Annotated in this window: 17 protein-coding genes and 1 pseudogene; 1 reads left to right on the top strand and 17 read right to left on the bottom strand. The window is 37.3% G+C overall.

From position 1 onward, the window contains the following. Positions 1-7 precede the first annotated feature (7 nt). Both NV377_RS14660 and NV377_RS14655 read right to left on the bottom strand, forming a co-directional pair. A pseudogene (locus tag NV377_RS14660) lies at positions 8-238 on the bottom strand (tRNA-binding protein); the annotation flags it as partial. A 15-nt stretch (positions 239-253) separates the two neighbouring features. After that, positions 254-1,159, bottom strand: coding sequence for a DMT family transporter (locus tag NV377_RS14655; protein ID WP_258201533.1), 906 nt, complete (start codon positions 1,157-1,159; stop codon positions 254-256). Positions 1,160-1,316: 157 nt separating this feature from the next. On the opposite strand from NV377_RS14655, the gene NV377_RS14650 reads away from it, so the two are divergent. Then, positions 1,317-2,207, top strand: a complete 891-nt coding sequence (locus NV377_RS14650) for an AraC family transcriptional regulator (RefSeq protein ID WP_258201532.1) — start codon at positions 1,317-1,319, stop codon at positions 2,205-2,207. Between the two features lie 199 nt (positions 2,208-2,406). Here NV377_RS14650 and NV377_RS14645 read toward each other — a convergent pair whose 3' ends face one another. The 15 genes from NV377_RS14645 to NV377_RS14575 all read right to left on the bottom strand — a co-directional run bounded on the left by NV377_RS14645 (position 2,407) and on the right by NV377_RS14575 (position 17,174). Beyond that, positions 2,407-3,159: a glycerophosphodiester phosphodiesterase gene (locus NV377_RS14645; protein WP_258201531.1), complete on the bottom strand. Its 753-nt coding sequence runs from the start codon at positions 3,157-3,159 to the stop codon at positions 2,407-2,409. Then, positions 3,159-3,986, bottom strand: a complete 828-nt coding sequence (locus tag NV377_RS14640) for a carbohydrate ABC transporter permease (protein WP_258201530.1) — start codon at positions 3,984-3,986, stop codon at positions 3,159-3,161. Before NV377_RS14640 ends, NV377_RS14645 begins: the two co-directional genes overlap by 1 nt. Continuing rightward, positions 3,983-4,900: a carbohydrate ABC transporter permease gene (locus NV377_RS14635; RefSeq protein ID WP_258201529.1), complete on the bottom strand. Its 918-nt coding sequence runs from the start codon at positions 4,898-4,900 to the stop codon at positions 3,983-3,985. The genes NV377_RS14640 and NV377_RS14635 overlap by 4 nt, the downstream gene beginning before the upstream one ends. A gap of 78 nt (positions 4,901-4,978) precedes the next feature. Then, positions 4,979-6,253 carry an ABC transporter substrate-binding protein gene (locus NV377_RS14630; protein ID WP_258201528.1) on the bottom strand — a complete coding sequence of 425 codons (1,275 nt, stop codon included), beginning with the start codon at positions 6,251-6,253 and terminating at the stop codon, positions 4,979-4,981. A gap of 99 nt (positions 6,254-6,352) precedes the next feature. Further along, positions 6,353-7,858, bottom strand: a complete 1,506-nt coding sequence (locus NV377_RS14625) for a response regulator transcription factor (protein WP_258201527.1) — start codon at positions 7,856-7,858, stop codon at positions 6,353-6,355. After that, positions 7,855-9,672 (bottom strand): cache domain-containing sensor histidine kinase, encoded by a 1,818-nt coding sequence (locus tag NV377_RS14620; protein ID WP_258201526.1) that lies wholly within the window; start codon positions 9,670-9,672, stop codon positions 7,855-7,857. Before NV377_RS14620 ends, NV377_RS14625 begins: the two co-directional genes overlap by 4 nt. 18 nt (positions 9,673-9,690) lie before the next feature. Further along, positions 9,691-10,386: an MgtC/SapB family protein gene (locus NV377_RS14615; protein ID WP_258201525.1), complete on the bottom strand. Its 696-nt coding sequence runs from the start codon at positions 10,384-10,386 to the stop codon at positions 9,691-9,693. A 34-nt stretch (positions 10,387-10,420) separates the two neighbouring features. After that, positions 10,421-10,978: a glycerol-3-phosphate responsive antiterminator gene (locus NV377_RS14610; RefSeq protein ID WP_258201524.1), complete on the bottom strand. Its 558-nt coding sequence runs from the start codon at positions 10,976-10,978 to the stop codon at positions 10,421-10,423. A gap of 52 nt (positions 10,979-11,030) precedes the next feature. Further along, a complete protein-coding gene (locus NV377_RS14605; protein ID WP_258201523.1) occupies positions 11,031-11,801 on the bottom strand; it encodes an HAD-IIA family hydrolase in 771 nt (256 codons plus the stop codon). A 312-nt stretch (positions 11,802-12,113) separates the two neighbouring features. Further along, positions 12,114-13,004 carry a MetQ/NlpA family ABC transporter substrate-binding protein gene (locus NV377_RS14600; RefSeq protein ID WP_258201522.1) on the bottom strand — a complete coding sequence of 297 codons (891 nt, stop codon included), beginning with the start codon at positions 13,002-13,004 and terminating at the stop codon, positions 12,114-12,116. A 38-nt stretch (positions 13,005-13,042) separates the two neighbouring features. Further along, positions 13,043-13,762, bottom strand: a complete 720-nt coding sequence (locus NV377_RS14595; protein WP_373425821.1) for a methionine ABC transporter permease — start codon at positions 13,760-13,762, stop codon at positions 13,043-13,045. After that, complete coding sequence (locus tag NV377_RS14590) at positions 13,759-14,766, bottom strand: methionine ABC transporter ATP-binding protein (protein ID WP_258201521.1); 1,008 nt, start codon at positions 14,764-14,766, stop codon at positions 13,759-13,761. The genes NV377_RS14595 and NV377_RS14590 overlap by 4 nt, the downstream gene beginning before the upstream one ends. Before the next feature lie 520 nt (positions 14,767-15,286). After that, on the bottom strand, positions 15,287-15,604 hold the full coding sequence (locus NV377_RS14585; RefSeq protein WP_258201520.1) for a hypothetical protein: 318 nt from the start codon (positions 15,602-15,604) through the stop codon (positions 15,287-15,289). Between the two features lie 65 nt (positions 15,605-15,669). Further along, positions 15,670-16,620 (bottom strand): hypothetical protein, encoded by a 951-nt coding sequence (locus NV377_RS14580; RefSeq protein ID WP_258201519.1) that lies wholly within the window; start codon positions 16,618-16,620, stop codon positions 15,670-15,672. Next, on the bottom strand, positions 16,617-17,174 hold the full coding sequence (locus NV377_RS14575) for an RNA polymerase sigma factor (protein ID WP_258201518.1): 558 nt from the start codon (positions 17,172-17,174) through the stop codon (positions 16,617-16,619). The genes NV377_RS14580 and NV377_RS14575 overlap by 4 nt, the downstream gene beginning before the upstream one ends. Between the last annotated feature and the right edge of the window lie 37 nt (positions 17,175-17,211).

Here is a 17,211-nt window from a genome sequence, read left to right as displayed (position 1 = left end):
CAAAAAACTATTTTTCACCAATCGGTGTTCCATCAGGTAGTTTAATATCAAGTTTTTTTAGAACTACATCCCCTATTTCGGGTATTCCTCCAAGAACTAATACCTCCGAATTAAACCCAGCTATACGACAAGGAGGAAACTTAACTATCCCTATTACTTGTTGCCCTTTAATATCACCAGTATATCTTTTTGTAATTTGTGCACTAGACGTTTTAATTCCAATCTCTTGACCAAAATTTCACACTAATCAGATTTAATTATTATTTGATACTGATGCGTTTAAGGTTCGTAACCAAAAATACATCCCCATACCTAGTAATGTCATCAAACCACCTATGAATTGAGTGATAGAGATTGTTTCTCCCAAAAATAAATAAGCGAGAATTATTGCTAAAACAGGCTCTCCAATAATACCTACAGAAACAGTAGTTGCACCTATAGATTTTAACAACAAATTAAAAATATATTGTCCACAAATAGTTGGGATTATTGCAAGTAATAAAAAATATGTCCAGTCCGAAGAGTCATATTCAATCAGAGGAATATGATTTATTAAACTGTAGACTAGCATGACGTTCCCACCAATAAAAAAGACAATGACACTGTATAAATTTGTGTTAATTTTCCGACTTACTTTCTGCCCTGCCAACATATATGCTGAAACCAAAATTGCTCCTAATAAAGATAATCCATCTCCTATTAATGCTCCCCGCGAGACCCCAATATCTCCCCAAGCTATAATTACTGAACCTAAAAGAGCAGAAACTAAACAAAGAATCGTTAATATGTGGGTTCGTTCTCTAAACATAAAGTATGAACCTATCATCACAAATAAAGGTTGTAATGATAAGATGACCATAGAGCTCGCCACTGAGGTGTACACTAAAGATTCCATCCAAAATAAGAAGTGTAACCCAAGAAATAGACCAGCTAAAAAAACGGTACTCCAATCTTTTTTGTTCATCTCTGAGAATCGGAGAGTTTTCCAAGGCACAAAAGGAAGCATAATGATTACTGATATAAACAATCTGTACATCCCCGCCACAGCGGTTGGAGTATCAGAAGATTTTATCATAATGGAAGAGATAGAAACAGAAAGTATGCTGATGAACAGCAACGTATACGGTTGAAACAGTAACGACGATTGTTTTCTTTTCACATGTAGGCCCCCAAGTTGTCTTATCCAATCGTCTGTGCACAGGATTGTAGCAATATGCTTAAGATATAATATAACAATATCATCATTTATATTTTATTTGTGTAAATATATCTTTAATTTATATTGAAATATCATCATAAGAAAGGAATCTGCTAACATGAAAAGACAATTACACGAGACCATACTATATCCCGATGTTTCATTCCCCTACATCATGTACACCCATACTATTCATCGAAGCATTCCTGAAGGAAGAGGATTTAACGATTTACATTGGCATGAAGAACCACAAATCACGTTGGTCACTAAAGGAAACCTAGTTATACAGGTTAATGGGATTGATTATGAATTAAAAACAGGTCAGGCAATTTTTATTAATAAGGGTGTACTGCATGTTACAACAAAGCTGACACTTGACGGTCAATATGTTAGTTTTAATTTTCCCGAGAAGCTGCTGGCATTTTACGAGGATAGTGCAATGGAAAAAAAGTTTGTATTACCTTATACAAACTCGTCTTTAATGTCGGTAGTAATTACTGGAGATGTTGAATGGGAAAGTCAAATACTAGAAATGCTTTGGGCGATGAAAAAGAAATTTGATATGAAAAAAAGCTGGGGGTGGGAATATGAGGTTTCTATAAAAACTGTGCAAATATGGTTCACCTTAATTTCTAACATTTCGCTTTCTTCTGAGGAAGCACCTAAAAACTTAAAGGTACAGCAAGAAAGACTTCAATTAATGCTCAGCTTCATCCATCAAAACTATTCAAATAATATAACACTGCAAGAGATTGCTGATGTAGCACATCTAAGTGTTTCCGAATGCACTCGAAGTTTTAAAAGAACCATTCATATGACAGCTTACGACTACTTAATTAAGTATCGTATCAAGAAAAGCAGCGACCTATTAATCTCAACGGATTATACAATAACCGAAATAGCCCACAGAGTGGGTTTCAATCATGTAAATCACTTTATTCAATCATTTAAAAAACATCATGAAAGAACACCTAAAGATTTCCGGAAATATAGAAATGAACTATGTTAAATCAACTTCATCAGGATCGATACTCAGCTCATTAACGCTAGAGGAATAGGATCACTTCATTCATCCCGTCTATTGCATTATATTTTCAAAACCTAAAAAGGCTAAACACTATTGAATCGCTCATACAGTGTTTAGCCTTTTATAGTTTTACTTATTTCACCTATCAGAATCTGAATAGCAGGAGAAGAAGGTGCCGCTCTTACTCTTGCGATAGGTAGTCTGGATAATCAGTTATGACACCATCAACGCCTAATTTAAGTAGTGGTTGGATAACGTTACGTGAACGTACCGTCCAAGGAAAAATCTTCATACCGCGTGAATGAATACGCTCTATGGCTTCACCCGTCACTAATTCCAATGCGGGATTAACATACGCTACGTATTCAGCCAACTCCGTAAGCTTATCTTCGGCTAGTATTGCTTCATCCTCCACCAACACACCAATTGGAATCTGAGGCATAATCGCATGGAATCGTTTCACAGAATTCTGATCAAAAGACTGCACGATTACCCGTTCCGTGGGAAGATGCATATGATAGGATGCAAGCTCATCCGCAAGCTTTTGCTCAAGACCAGAATACAGATAAGGCCATTTCGTTTCAATGAGAACGCCTATTTTTCCTCGGCATACTGCCAATACTTCACCAAGTGTAGGAATACGCTGACCTTCGAACTTTTCGTTGAACCAAGAGCCTGAATCCAAGCTTTGAAGCTCCTCCAAGGTGAAATCCTTCACGGCGCCTGATCCATTCGTAGTCCGATCCACTGTGCTGTCATGAATAACAACAAGCTCGTTGTCTTTGCTTAGCTGAATATCGAGTTCTAAATAATCCGCATTCATTTCAATCGCACGCTCAAAAGAAGCCATTGTATTCTCTGGTGCATATCCAGCTGTTCCGCGATGGGCTATGACCTGTACACGTTCTACTTGGATCCCGTTACTTTGTCTCATTATTTTATCGCTCCTTCTGTAAGTCCACCAATAATATGCTTTTGCGTAAAGCCATAAAGAATAATAATAGGTAGCATTGAAATAAAGAAGCCTGCAAATGCTAAATTGTAATTGGACGCATATTCACTTTTAAAATTATAAATAAATAGCGGTAACGTCCAGAAATCTGGATGTCTATTAAGCATAATAAGTGGTAACTGGAAATCATTCCATATCCACAATGAGTTTAAAATTAGGACAGTTGCAATTATCGGCATCATTAGCGGATAGATAATACTAATAAACGTCCGCCATACGCCACTTCCATCAATATTGGATGCTTCATCCAGTTCAAGAGGAACATTTTTCAGAAAACCAACGCATAAAAAGATCCCTTGGGCGAAGGCAAGCGTCACATACATAACGATCAAACCAGTTTGATTTAACATTTTCAAGTTGCTCATATGTCGGTAAATCGGAAGCATAATGGCCTGAAATGGAACGAAAATACCCGACATCACTAATAAATATAAAAGCTTGTAGTAACGCTTATTCATATTCCGCGAAATTGCATATGAAACCATCGGAATTAAAATTAGCATTAATAGTATAGAAATCGCAGTTATAAATACAGAATTGCTTACAAACGTATAAAAATTAGCTTTATTGATTACTGCAATAAAATTATCAAAATACCAGTGAGAAGGCAGCGCAAAGAAATTTTCTGCCGTCTCTTGCGGCGTTTTCATAGCAATAGTTAATGTAAGATACAACGGGGCAAGAACAAATAATATGCCTATGGTTAGAAATGTATAGCTACCAATTTGTAAGAGCTTATTTTTTCTCATAGCTGTCCTGCCTCCTTACGATTGAGGAATTTAATTTGTATGAATGAGATAACGGCAATCATCACGAATACATAGATGGCCTCGGCAGTACCATAACCAAACTTCATCTCTGCCATACCATGTTTATAAATCAAGAAGCCCATTGATTCCGTTCCAAATCCTCCATCCGTCATTGCCACAATATAATCAAATACCGTAAGCGAGCTTTTGATTGACATGACCAAGTTAACGGTTAACATCGGAATGAGGAAAGGTAGACTCACTGAGAAAAACCGTTGCATCGGCGTTGCGCCATCAATTAAGGAAGCTTCCTTCAAATCTTTAGGAACACTTGCCAAACCAGCAATAAAAATAACCATTGGTGTTGCTATTCCGTGCCATATATTCGTAAGGGCGATTCCAAAGATAGCTGTTGATTTGTTACCAAGGATGTTTCTTGACAGCCAATCTATACCCAATGTTTGTCCAATGGATGGAAATACAGAATAATAAATTTGATTGAAGATTAGACCTACTGTAATCATACTTAGAACCGCAGGAAAGAAGTAAACCGAGCGGAAAAACCCGCGAAATTTCAGCTTGCCACTTAAGAAAATCGCCAACATTAATGCGATGAATAACTTAATTACAACAACGATAAACGCGTATAAAAATGTAAAATTCACTGATTGAAGAAATCGTTTATCTTGCAAAATATCGATATAGTTTTTTAGACCGATGAAACGGTAGTTCAAGGAAAAGCCATCCCAATCAGTCATACTGTAATAAGTACCCATACCTAAAGGAAACACAAAAAAGACGATATATAACAACAAAGTCGGTACTGTCAGCAAGAAGAAAATAAGTGCAGCTTTATTTCCGGCAAATGATTTCTTCTTTTGAACAGCGCCTCCTGTTTTATTTGCATAGTTCATAGTTCATCTCCACCTTTTCTTTCAAAAGAGTAGAAAAAACCCCCTTGGCCTCATAACTAAATGCCTCGGGGGCCTTTCTTATTGATTTAACTTATTGAAAAATATTTTGTCCAATGCTTCCAAATAGCTATCAATATCCCCTGTTGCAAACATCTCCTGTGTTGCTTTACCTACATCGCCGTTCACACCTGATGGCCATGAACGCTCAATAGTTGGATACACTTTATCAGCGTTAATTAGATCGCTTAAGCTTGTAATTTGTTGATTATTATTCGTAACACCAGTGATCGCTGAAGGATAACCGCCTACATCTACATACTTCTGAACAGATTCTTTAGATGTCATGAATTCAATAAATTTCTTAGCTTCATCTTGATTTTTACCACTAGCAGGAATACCTAAAGCCGTATCTACAGATACTTGCACTTTCGTATCTTCCGCTTTGTCCGCTGGCATAGGGAACATCGCGAAGTTCAAGTCAGGGTTCGATTGTTTAATCGTTGGAACAGCCCAAATACCTGTGTACCACATTGCTGATTTACCATTAGCAAATTCACGTAGTGCATCATCATAACCAGTTCCAAGTGCATCTTGTTGACCATATTCACGAAGCTCTAATAGTCTCTCAGCAAAAGGCTTGAATTCTGCATTGTCGGTAATATGTGCCTCACCTTTCATTACGCTATCTAGGAAGGCTTCAACATCTGTCAATTGCAAGCCCATTCTGGAAACTACTTCCTGACGAATAGGATTCGCATCTTTGTCGCTGAAATAGAAAGGCGTTTTACCAGCAGCTTTAATTTTCTCTGCTACTTCAATTAGCTCATCATAAGTTTGTGGGATAGCTAAGTTTAGCTCTTCAAACATATCGATGTTGTAATATACACCTAGTGTAGCTACAGCAACTGGAACAACATAGTTTTTACCATCGATTTTACTTAGATCAACAATCCCTTGTGAAACGTTAGCTAGAAGTGGGCCGTCTGTCAAATCAACAATGCGACCTTCCTTCGTCATTTGTTGGAACACTGGATTGTGTGGGTAATGTGTAAATGCGGATGGAGCATCGCCCGTTGAGACGCGCATTGTCCAAACATTTTCCGGATTTGGTACATTGTTTTGTTCCACCGTAATGTTTGGATTTGCAGCTTCAAAATCTTTAATAAGTGAGTTAACCACATCAACCATTTCCGACTTCATTTGGAAATACTCAATTTTAACTTTCTCTCCGTTAGCAGAAGGTGAAGCGCTTCCAGTTGAAGTGTTAGTAGCTGTATTACCATTAGAGCAAGCGGTTACAATCAATAAAGCAGAAAGTATACCAATAGAACCTATTTTTCTGAATAATTTCATGTGTATCTCATACCCCTTTCGCTTGTTGTAGCTCTATTATATCTGTGTAGGTATCAGCAAAATATGAGATAATTGACTACTTCAATATGAGAAAAATGTCTATCTGCTCGCTTTTGTTTTTCCTGGTGTCTCACCGAAAAACTTCTTATACGTCTGAATAAAATAGGAGTAGTCGTTATATCCAACAGCGCTGGCAATCTCCGATATCATAAGGTCTGAGCCGCTATCTAACATAGACTTAGCATTGTTCATTCGTACCGAAAGTAAAAATTGCGAGAATCTCATGTTCGTCTTTTTCTTAAATATTCGGCTTAAGTAGGTAGGATCAGTAAAATATACCGTTTTGGCTAAATCCTCTAGAATAATATCTTGCTTGTAATTATGCATCACATAATTTTTAATATCATCGACGATGTTCATCTTGCCCTTATTTTGACTGCTAATGAGTTCCCCAATGGAGGATATCATTACTGCGAATGCATCAACAATTACCTCTATCGATTCATATTCATGAAGGTCAATTTGCTCCAAGTAAGCCAACTTGTGCTCGTCAGTAACTTCAAACTGATCAATAAGAGAATTCAACATTGCGGTAACTTTGGCACACATATCCTGGAGGGTAATAACCGATAACTCTTTCACCGATGCATTTTTTACATAATGGCGTAGCATGTCTACCGCTTCTACATGCTGATGTCTTATTATCTTCTGGCGGAGGGAAGCAATCCAATCATCGATTAAGTTATAGTCATTAGACCTATGCACTCTGGTATCTTTCAGTATGTGCAACTGATTATCGCCGGAAATCAACCTGTATAACACAGCGCTCTTTGCTTCTTTGTAAGCAACAGTAAGCTCGTCCAATTTCGTATAAACACCACTTATTCCAATGGATACACTTTGCTGAGTTCCATTGAAAAAAGTTTGAATCACATGCTCATAGCTATGACGAAGTTTTTTAAGCCATTCTGATGAAGTCACCTCATCAGATTTCCATATCATTACAACTATTGTATTCGCATGACGTCTATCTCCTATCGTCACTTCACGCCAATTAGATTGTGCCCATATTCCCTTCGCAGTCTCATTCAACTTTTCTTTGTAGGAAGGATCTGTTCGTAATACTGCAATTGTAAAACTCACCGCTTGCTCGCCACCTAGCGTAGATAGGAACTGCAATGGCATTCCTTCGTATAAGGCAGCAGCTAAACTCTCTTCTATTCTTTTCTCGCTTGTCGTTACTTCCTTTTCCTTGCATTGCTCCAATATTGGCCATAATTGTTCTTTACCTGCTGGCTTTAATAAATAATGCTCTACTTTATTCTGAATGGCTTGCTGCGCATATTTAAAATCATCATAACCGCTAATAATGACATTCACCGTGTCTGGATGATGCTCCTTGATATAAGCAGATAATTCGATTCCATCCACTAAAGGCATCCTAATATCGGAGAATACGACATCAGGCGGATGAATAGAGAATAATTCCATCGCCTCTTTACCGTTATCTGCCTCGTCTACCTGCACTTCGGCATTCCAATCTTGGATCATCTGCACAATCGCTTTTCTAGCAAAATACTCATCGTCAACTACTAGTATTCTCATTCGTATTCATCTCCTTTTACAACGGGGATCGCTATCTCTATACAGGTACCCTCATGAGGCTTAGAGTAAGCTTTTATCCAGTAATCCTTCCCATAGAAATTTTTGATTCTAGCGTGTACATTACGCAAACCAAAATTATCTTTCTCATCCAAGCTTGCTGCTTCAAAAGGCTTATCAAAAATATTATTAATTATCGTCAACTTGTCTTCAGCGATTCCTACGCCATCATCTTGAACCCGAATAACGATCAAATGACCACTTTTGCGAATGGATATGGATAAGATCCCTTTGCCTCCTTTGGGCTCTAGCCCATGATAGAAGGCGTTCTCAACAATCGGTTGCACAAGAAATTTTAATATTTTATAAGGATATAACTCTTCCTCAATATCATAGATGACTTGAAACTTCCCGAAGAAACGGATTTGCTGAATCGTCACATAATTGTTGATCTGCTCTATTTCGTGTTGAATTTCCATCTCATCACCTGTCTTAATATTGTACCGATACATCGCAGATAAGCTTCTAGCCATAATAGATATATCACCAACTCGATTCAACTCTGCAACAGAATGGATCACATTCAACGTATTATACAAAAAGTGAGGATTGATTTGCGCTTGTAGCATATTCATCTCAGCTCGCTTCTGCAGTTGTCCAGAAACAATCTCAAGTTCCCTACTTTCCTTCAGACGATGGATCATATTGTTGTAACTCATCACTAACCGTCCTAATTCATCAGTTTGTGTCTTATTCGTAGGAACTTGCTCCAAAAACCCGGAATCAACAAGCTTCATCGCAATATTCAACTTATTAATGGGATTGATGAACCGTTTGGAGAAGAACAAAGCAAGTATACCCGCTGCAATAAGCGATATTAAACTTACCGCTATATAATTTCTTGTATTCGTTAAAAAGGTTTGATCAATTAACCTTGCGGGAAGGTAATGAACTACTTTCCATTTGGTGTAATCGTTTTCAACTACACTGAACATATAAGACTGCTGCTCTGTACCCAGCTTGAGTGATTTTGTTCCCGAAACTGCGCCCTCTTCAAAAGCCGCAGCCACCTCTTGCATTTGCACAGAATCATATGATTCGGAAGGCTCGCTGGAGTGATAGATCACCTCTCCATCCAAAATCACAAGCGTTCCTAGTTCACTGTTAGAATTCGTTATTCCACCCAATATATTTTCTAACGCAGAGAATGGAATATCGATCTTCACGTAACTATCTGAGCCCCCACCCAAATTCAGGTCGGTTAAATACCTTACAATTGAAATGGTTTTCGCCTTGTTACCTTGCTTACTTCCCTCATATGGAGAAGAAACAACCAAATCTCCATTCGCCAGCCCTTGTTTATCCATCGTTTCTACAACGGGATGCATATCCGGTTCAAATGCATTATATGAGCTATAAATACGTCCGTTAGGTGCTAGGACAGAGATGGCATCCATATTTCTGTTCATAAGGATCAATTGATTCAACGATCTTTGGACGTATGCTAGATTCTCAACATACTCTTTGCTCTCTAAAGAATAATTTTTTGTAATTATATTTTTCAGCGTAGGGTCGGTCAAATAAAAAAAGGAATTCAATGATAGATTGGAAATAAAATCATTCATATTTACATTCGTCTTATTGTTTAATTGCTGCAGTAAATCTTCATAGTACTCTTTTGTCTGATTGTACAAATTAACCCCGTAAATCAGCAACGCTGATAATACGGGGACCATAATAATCATAATATAAGAGAGCATAAGTTTATTTTGAAACGTAACAGGCTTTACACCTTTTACAGGGAATTTTATTTTCATAATCTTGCACCTCTTTGTTTACAACAGGTTAATTTCAATCGATTTGACATGCTCCATATTGTTAATAAGCTCAATAGACTTATTAAGGCGAATATGACTTTTTACTTTTACACATAGGTTCATTTCCGTAATTGGCTGATCTTCGTCCTTATTATGCAAACTCATTTTTGTAACTTGAATGCCCTGCTCACCTAATTGTGTGAAAACGTTTGCTATCATACCAGGTTTATCAAATACAGCAATGACTAATTGTCGATGTCTTCGATGGCGCATCATCTGATTTTCTAACTTATTTAGAACAAATAAACTAATAAGTACAATAACTGTCGTTAAAACAGCAGTAAATAAAAAGCCGGCCCCTACGCAAAGACCTATCGCGGCAACGACCCAGATGGACGCGGCCGTAGTTAATCCGGATACTTTGGAGCCATCGCGCATAATTGCACCTGCCCCCAAAAAACCAATTCCACTTATGACTTGAGCCGCTAATCGAGCGGGGTCCATTCTTACACTTGCCTCATTCACAAATTGATTAAATCCATATATAGACAATAACATAATTACTGCTGAACCAATACAGACCAATATATGGGTTCTCAGTCCTGCTGCATGATTGCTCCACTCTCTCTCAAATCCTACTAAACCACCCAAAGCTGCCGCAATCAAAACTCTTAAGGTAAGATCTATTTCGTTGATTATCCATATGTCACTCAATATAGTATCCTCCTTAACCCAATTCTAGAGATGATTATAACCATAGCCCCGAGGTACCAAGCGAAACTGCTAAGGCTCCTGCCTTCAACGCTTCATCGATCTCATCTTGTACACTAACCAATCCGCCCGCAATGATAGGCAGCTCGGTCATATCGGTCATCTCCTTAATAATTCTCGGCATAATTCCCGGCATGACTTCGATCGCATCGGGCTTACTGCTCTCGATTGAATTTATGCCTCTCATTATCGCGTTACGATCGATAAGGAACAAGCGCTGAATCGTCATTAATTGCATATCTTTGGCCATACGGATCAAGTTATTTTTCGTTGAGATAATACCCGTTGGCTTAATATATTGCGCCAAATAAGCGACACCACTACGATCTTGTGCGATCCCTTCAATAAAATCTATATGCAAAAAAACATACTTGCCAGCTGCTTTTATACGATCTACCAATTCCTTAACATTAAAGATAGAACCATATAACAAGAAAATAACATTACAACGGCTATTTATAGCGTCGTTCAAATACTCTTCCCTCTCAACAGCGGCTATTACCTGATGATCGACAATATCAACAATCCTTACCATACATCTCTCCCCTTCACTAATTGATAACATTGTACATGAACACAAAATCGTATTATATTAGTACAATTTCCTTAATCGTGTTGATGACATGCTTCGGTATTGTGTCAGAATGCTCTGCCATCTCAGCAGTCGTTACACCGGTTAACACAAGTACAGAGTTCATACCAGCATCATTCCCCATTTTAATATCGGTATCCAGACGATCGCCTACCATATAGCAATCTTCGTGTGGTAAACCCAACTGCTCAGCTGCTGCTTCAGCCGCAATTAATGACGGTTTTCCTGCTACGAAATCAATCGGCTGACCTGTAATCGCTTCCAACGCTGCGATAATGGCTCCTGTATCCGGTATTTGACCATAATCTGTAGGACATGTCATATCCGGATTAGAGGCAATAACTTTAGCACCCTTCATATAGGCTTGATATAAATTGTTAAGCTTATCATATGTGAATTGTCGATCCCAAGATAATATAACATAATCCAAATTTTCAACTTCTGTTGTAAATGGAATCTCATGTTCACGTAATTCCTGATGTATCGGGTCCTCGCCAATGACATAAACTCGATCCGACGGCTTCATATGTTTTTGTAAATATTTAGCGACAATTTGAGAAGAGTTGAGCACATCATCCATTTTTGCTGGTATCCCCATCTTGATTAGCTTCTCCACATAGGATAATCGGGTTGCTATCGGTTTATTAGTAAGAAACACGACACGATCGCCTCTATCTCTCAATGCCTGAACAGCCTCTGCCGCCCCTTCAATCATTGTTTCTCCTAAATAAATTGTTCCGTCCAAATCAAAAATAAATCCTTTCACTTCATTTCCTCCCTTGGAATAAAAAAATAAGAAAACAAAAAAAACCTTTCCACAGTAAACACATACTCCTATTGTGAGCACATGATTACGGATAAGGGTTTTCTCAGTTTTCTCAACCTAGCCGTTTGGGTATGAATTTTTTTGTATTTTATAACGTAACATTCTTATTGTCAACATCAGGTCGTTCCTATTCATTGTTTTTATGCAATAATTTTACAATCTTTTTTACCGTATAACCTACTCAGCAATTGAAAAGTGCAAGCATGAAGCTTGCACTTTTCTGTAATATCACTATTTATATGCCTTCATCAATTAATCAAAAGCTGGAACGACAGCGCCTTTATAAGTCTCATTAATAAAACTTTCTACCTCGGGCGATTGTAGTGCTTTAATTAGCTTAACAATGGCTTCATCGTTTTGGTTATCTGGACGAGTAACCAAAATATTTACATATGGAGAGTTTTTATCTTCAATAATCAATGCATCTTCTACAGGGTTCAAACCTGCCTCCAACGCATAGTTAGTATTAATAGCTGCAATATCTACTTCATCAAGAACACGAGGAATTGTTGCTGCTTCCAGCTCAACAAATTCAAAGCCTCTTGGATTATTTTTAATATCAGAAACTGTTACTTCTAGTCCAGCATTTTCATCTAGTTCAATTAATCCATTTTGTGCTAGAAGAATTAATGAGCGGCCTCCATTAGACGGGTCATTTGGTATTGCAATTTTGGCACCATCTTTAAGTTCAGAAATATTAGTTAGGCTTTTGGAGTATACTCCAAATGGCTCAACATGTACACCCGCTACTTTAACTAGATCATAACCTTTATCCGCATTGAATTGGTCTAGGTATGGTACATGTTGGAAAAAGTTAGCATCAAGTTCTTTTTCATACAATGTTGTATTGGGCAATACATAATCAGTAAATTCAATAACCTCAAGATTAATTCCTTGCTCCTTTAATACCGGAACTAATGAATTCAAAATTTCCGCATGTGGAATTGGTGATGCCCCTACTTTAATCGTTACTTCTTCAACTTCTTCTGTTGCCCCTGTGTCAGCATTACTTGCATTGTTTGAGCCCGTTGCTTCATTTGCATTTTTGCCTGTGTTGACCGTATTTCCCCCTTGATTTCCGCAAGCAGCAAGTAGTAATACTAATGTAAGTAAAATAATTGAAGTTAACTTTGTTTTTCTCATCCTAATTCCTCCATTTTATCTATCTATTTTTTGTTTCATTACAACTGCTTTTTACTGAAATATCGCACGAGTCGATCACCAAACATTTGCATGAGCTGAACTAAAACGACAATCAGTACAACATTTACAATTAACATATCAATTCTATAGCGATGATGTCCGTAGCGAATGGCAAGATCACCAAGCCCTCCGCCACCTACTATCCCTGCCATTGCGGTATATGATACTAGTGTAACCATAGTAATCGTTATTGCTGTAATGAGACCAGCTCTTGATTCTCGCAGCATCACTCGCCAAACAATTTGCCATTTTGTAGCTCCCATTGCTTGTGCAGCCTCTACAATGCCATGGTCAACTTCTCTAAGCGCGGATTCTACTAATCTAGCAAAAAACGGAGCAGCAGCTATTACAAGTGGTGGAATTGCCCCTTTAACCCCAATACTGGTGCCTGCTATTATCTTGGTTAGTGGGAGCAGCACTATTATTAATATAACGAAGGGAACGGAACGCATGACATTAACAACAAAGGATATTATGACGTATACAACCTTGTTTTCTAGCATTTGCTTACTAGAAGTCAGGAAAAGTAGAATGCCCATGACAAAGCCTATCGCAATAATATACGGTAGTGAAAATCCTAGCATAAATAACGTTTGCTTCGTTGCCTTATACACTTCATCCCATCTGACATTATCAAAATAAGAGATGATATGATTAATAAAGAAAGGTGCATTGGAGACAAATGAAAGGTTCGTCATTGTATTTCATTTACCTCCAATCCTTGTGAACGCAAGCTCGTAATAATATAGTCTACATCGCCGTCTGTACCTTGCAGCTCGATAAGCAGCTGTCCATAAGGTACATGCTTCATTTTAGAAATCTTACCTTGGAGAATAGCTAATTTTGCAGTCGTAAGATTAACCGTTTCGTAGATAATAGGTTCATAAGTTAAATGACCACTATACTGGATATAAATAAGACGTCCAGTGACTGGTACGTTACGATCAATAACCAGCTCTATACTATCCTCAGATTCATGTAAAAATTGCTTCGTAATCGATTGCTTTGGATATAAAAAAACGTCAATTACGTTGCCGATCTCTACAATATTGCCTTCATCCATAACAGCAACACGATCACAGATCTTGCGAATGACTCCCATCTCATGAGTAATTAGCAATATCGTAATACCTAGCTGAGCATTAATATCCTTTAATAGCATCAATATACTTTCTGTGGTTTGCGGATCTAGCGCTGATGTTGCTTCATCACAGAGAAGCACTTGAGGATTAGTAGCCAATGATCTAGCTATTCCTACCCGTTGCTTTTGCCCACCTGACAACTGACTAGGATAATGATCCTTATGCTCAGTAAGTCCAACAAGCTCTAACAGTTGCTCGACTCGCTCTGACACTGCCTGCTTGGATAGACGAGATAGTTTTAGTGGAAAAGCGATGTTTTGAGCTACGGTCATAGTAGACATCAAATTAAAATGCTGAAAGATCATCCCTATCTGCCTGCGCTGCTCCTGTAGTTCCTTTTCTTTCATTGCTGTCAAATCTCTATGGTCAACTATCACCTTCCCACTAGTAGGAGTCTCGAGTAAATTTACACAGCGCAGTAATGTACTTTTTCCTGCGCCCGATCTACCGATAATGCCGAAAATTTCGCCCTTTTCTACTTTTAGGTTCACATTATTAAGTGCAGTGATACTTTTCTTTTTCTGTCTGTATTCTTTATTGATGTCTAATAACTCAATCACACTAACACTCCTTCAGTACCACTAAAAAACTAATAAAAGTAAAAATGATTAATTCTTAGTTATCCAGTAGGATTAGTATAGTATAGAAATTGCAGTTACGCAATAACTTGTTAAATTTATTATTTCTGTAATTTTATCCCCTAAAGGTTGGGACGATATGAGAAATGAAAAGAGCCCTTCCAAATGGAAGGGCTTATTGGTATTACAACCATACTATTACAATTAGTATAGTTAACCGTGCTTAATCTATGAGCGATGATCATTGTAATTCTATTTTAACAATTGGTTTATTCTAAGGAACGCAATTCACTTGGAGTCACACTTTAATCTTTAATCAAAGCTTTAAATGTTTTCAACTTATGTTGGACTCTCCGATACATCATATAATCGAATAGATTTGCTATGCATACAATACCAAGCATAGTTTGCTATGCTAATTGGGAGTATCGCTGTAAGCCATTCTGTTATAAAACCAACGATGAACCCTACACTTCCACTGGCTAATACCGTCATGACTTTATTATATTTTCCAAATGAATTTTCTCCATTGTGGCTCTCCTATATTTTGATACTGACTATCAAATTGAACTGATTGATCTGACAATTGATTTCGCGTACCTACTGCAAACTGTTCAAAGTAGCCTGTTTGGTTGGATTGAATAGTTAATAATACGCTAGATAACGAATCATTGTTTTCTACTATTTTGGTTAAATGTTTTTCAATTTTTTCATTAACCGCCTCTTCAGATATCGATCTATTCATAATCGCTAATAGGCCTAATCCAATTACAATTAATATGGTCACACAAACCAATATGCTAAATGCTATATTATTCATATGGACCACCTTTCGCTTCATGTACTTTTCATACATTAATCTAAGCGGTCGGTTAAGATGGCTTTCTAGTGGTCTATAAGTTTATTTACTTCCATTACCTTTTTACTAAATTGATACGTCACAATAACACTTTCAATAATCGCAGTATCATTGTATGCAAGGGAACCCTCAAACTCTAACGTATCATTGTCAGTCCACACTAAATTATTTGCGTCGCTATAATTCTCATGATCTGTACGAATCCATGTATCTATTTCTTGTTGTGCACCATATTTGACTCTTGCTGATTCCAGCAATTCTGGACTTGTCATTCCCTCTTCAACATTAATTATTTCAATGAAGTCACTTTTATTAGAATTCATTACTACCGCTATTAACTTCCGATCTGGTGAAGGAATAATTGAAGCAATATACATAGATGGTGTAGAAAAACTTAAAAACTGTTCAAGCACATTGTCCTTTATTCTCCAAATGACATTCTGACTTCCATAATCCGAATAATTGTTAAACAACGTAAATATGATACTACCGTCTGCTAGCTTAATAATATAAGGGCTCTCATAAGATTCTGATAGAATATCTACGGCGAAAGCAGCTGCATCGGCGATTTTTTCATTTTCACTTTCCACAAATGGTTGAATTTCTTTTAATGATTTTTCTTTCAACTTTTGATCATTAAAGCTTTCTACTAGCCTGTTAATTGCAATATATACATATTCATTATTATCACTTTTTAATGCTTTCAGAAATTTTTCTGCATCATAATGAGTAACAGGTTGTAACTCCATGCTTTCAGCTGTTAAATAACGTATGTATGGTTCTGAATTTTGATTTTTAATATAGTCTGTTGCTAATAGAATAGTAGCCGTTGAACTGTATAGCGCAAGACATGCAACCAAAACAATCCACTTTTTCGAAATGGATTTTTTCCTGTTCTCTATCCCACTATGCCCTGCCGCACCAATTAAATTTTCATCAATTAATCCAATCTCCCGATATAAATCTTCTCGTTTCAAAGGTTAACCCCCTCTTTATGTAGATGATCTCTAAGTTTATTTCTAGTTCGAAATAATATGGACTTCACTTTGCTACTACTCATATTAAACCTCATAGTAAGATTCTTTATTGAATCTGAGTACCAGTACCTCCTAATAAATAGATTTCTTGCTTGCTCATCTAAGGCATATAGAAATTGATTGATTAAGCTTGCAATCTCACCTGCTTCATACTCTGTTTCTACAGTCTCTGGGGAAGCTATACATCCTTCTAATTCAGTTAAAATGACTTCAAACTCACGATTACGCTTTTTCGCTGTATTATAACCATATTTATCAAGTGCAATATGACGTGTGATCCTCCCGAGAAATACAGAGAACTTCCTAGGCATATTAGGCGGTATTGCATTCCATGCAGCTAAATATGTATCGTTCTCACACTCTTCAATATCCGAATAATTAGAAAGTATATTTCTTGCAATCGCTTTGCAGTATGCTCCATATTTATTTTTAGTCTCTACAAGGGCTTGCTGCGAACGCTCTAAGTACAAATGCACTATTCCTTGATCTTCCATACACTAATCTCCTTTGGCAAATCTTATCCCTATATCA

The sequence above is a fragment of the Paenibacillus endoradicis genome, from assembly GCF_024721975.1.
The sequence above is the reverse complement of the archived record's forward strand: the minus strand, read 5'-3'. Positions and strand labels throughout refer to the sequence as shown.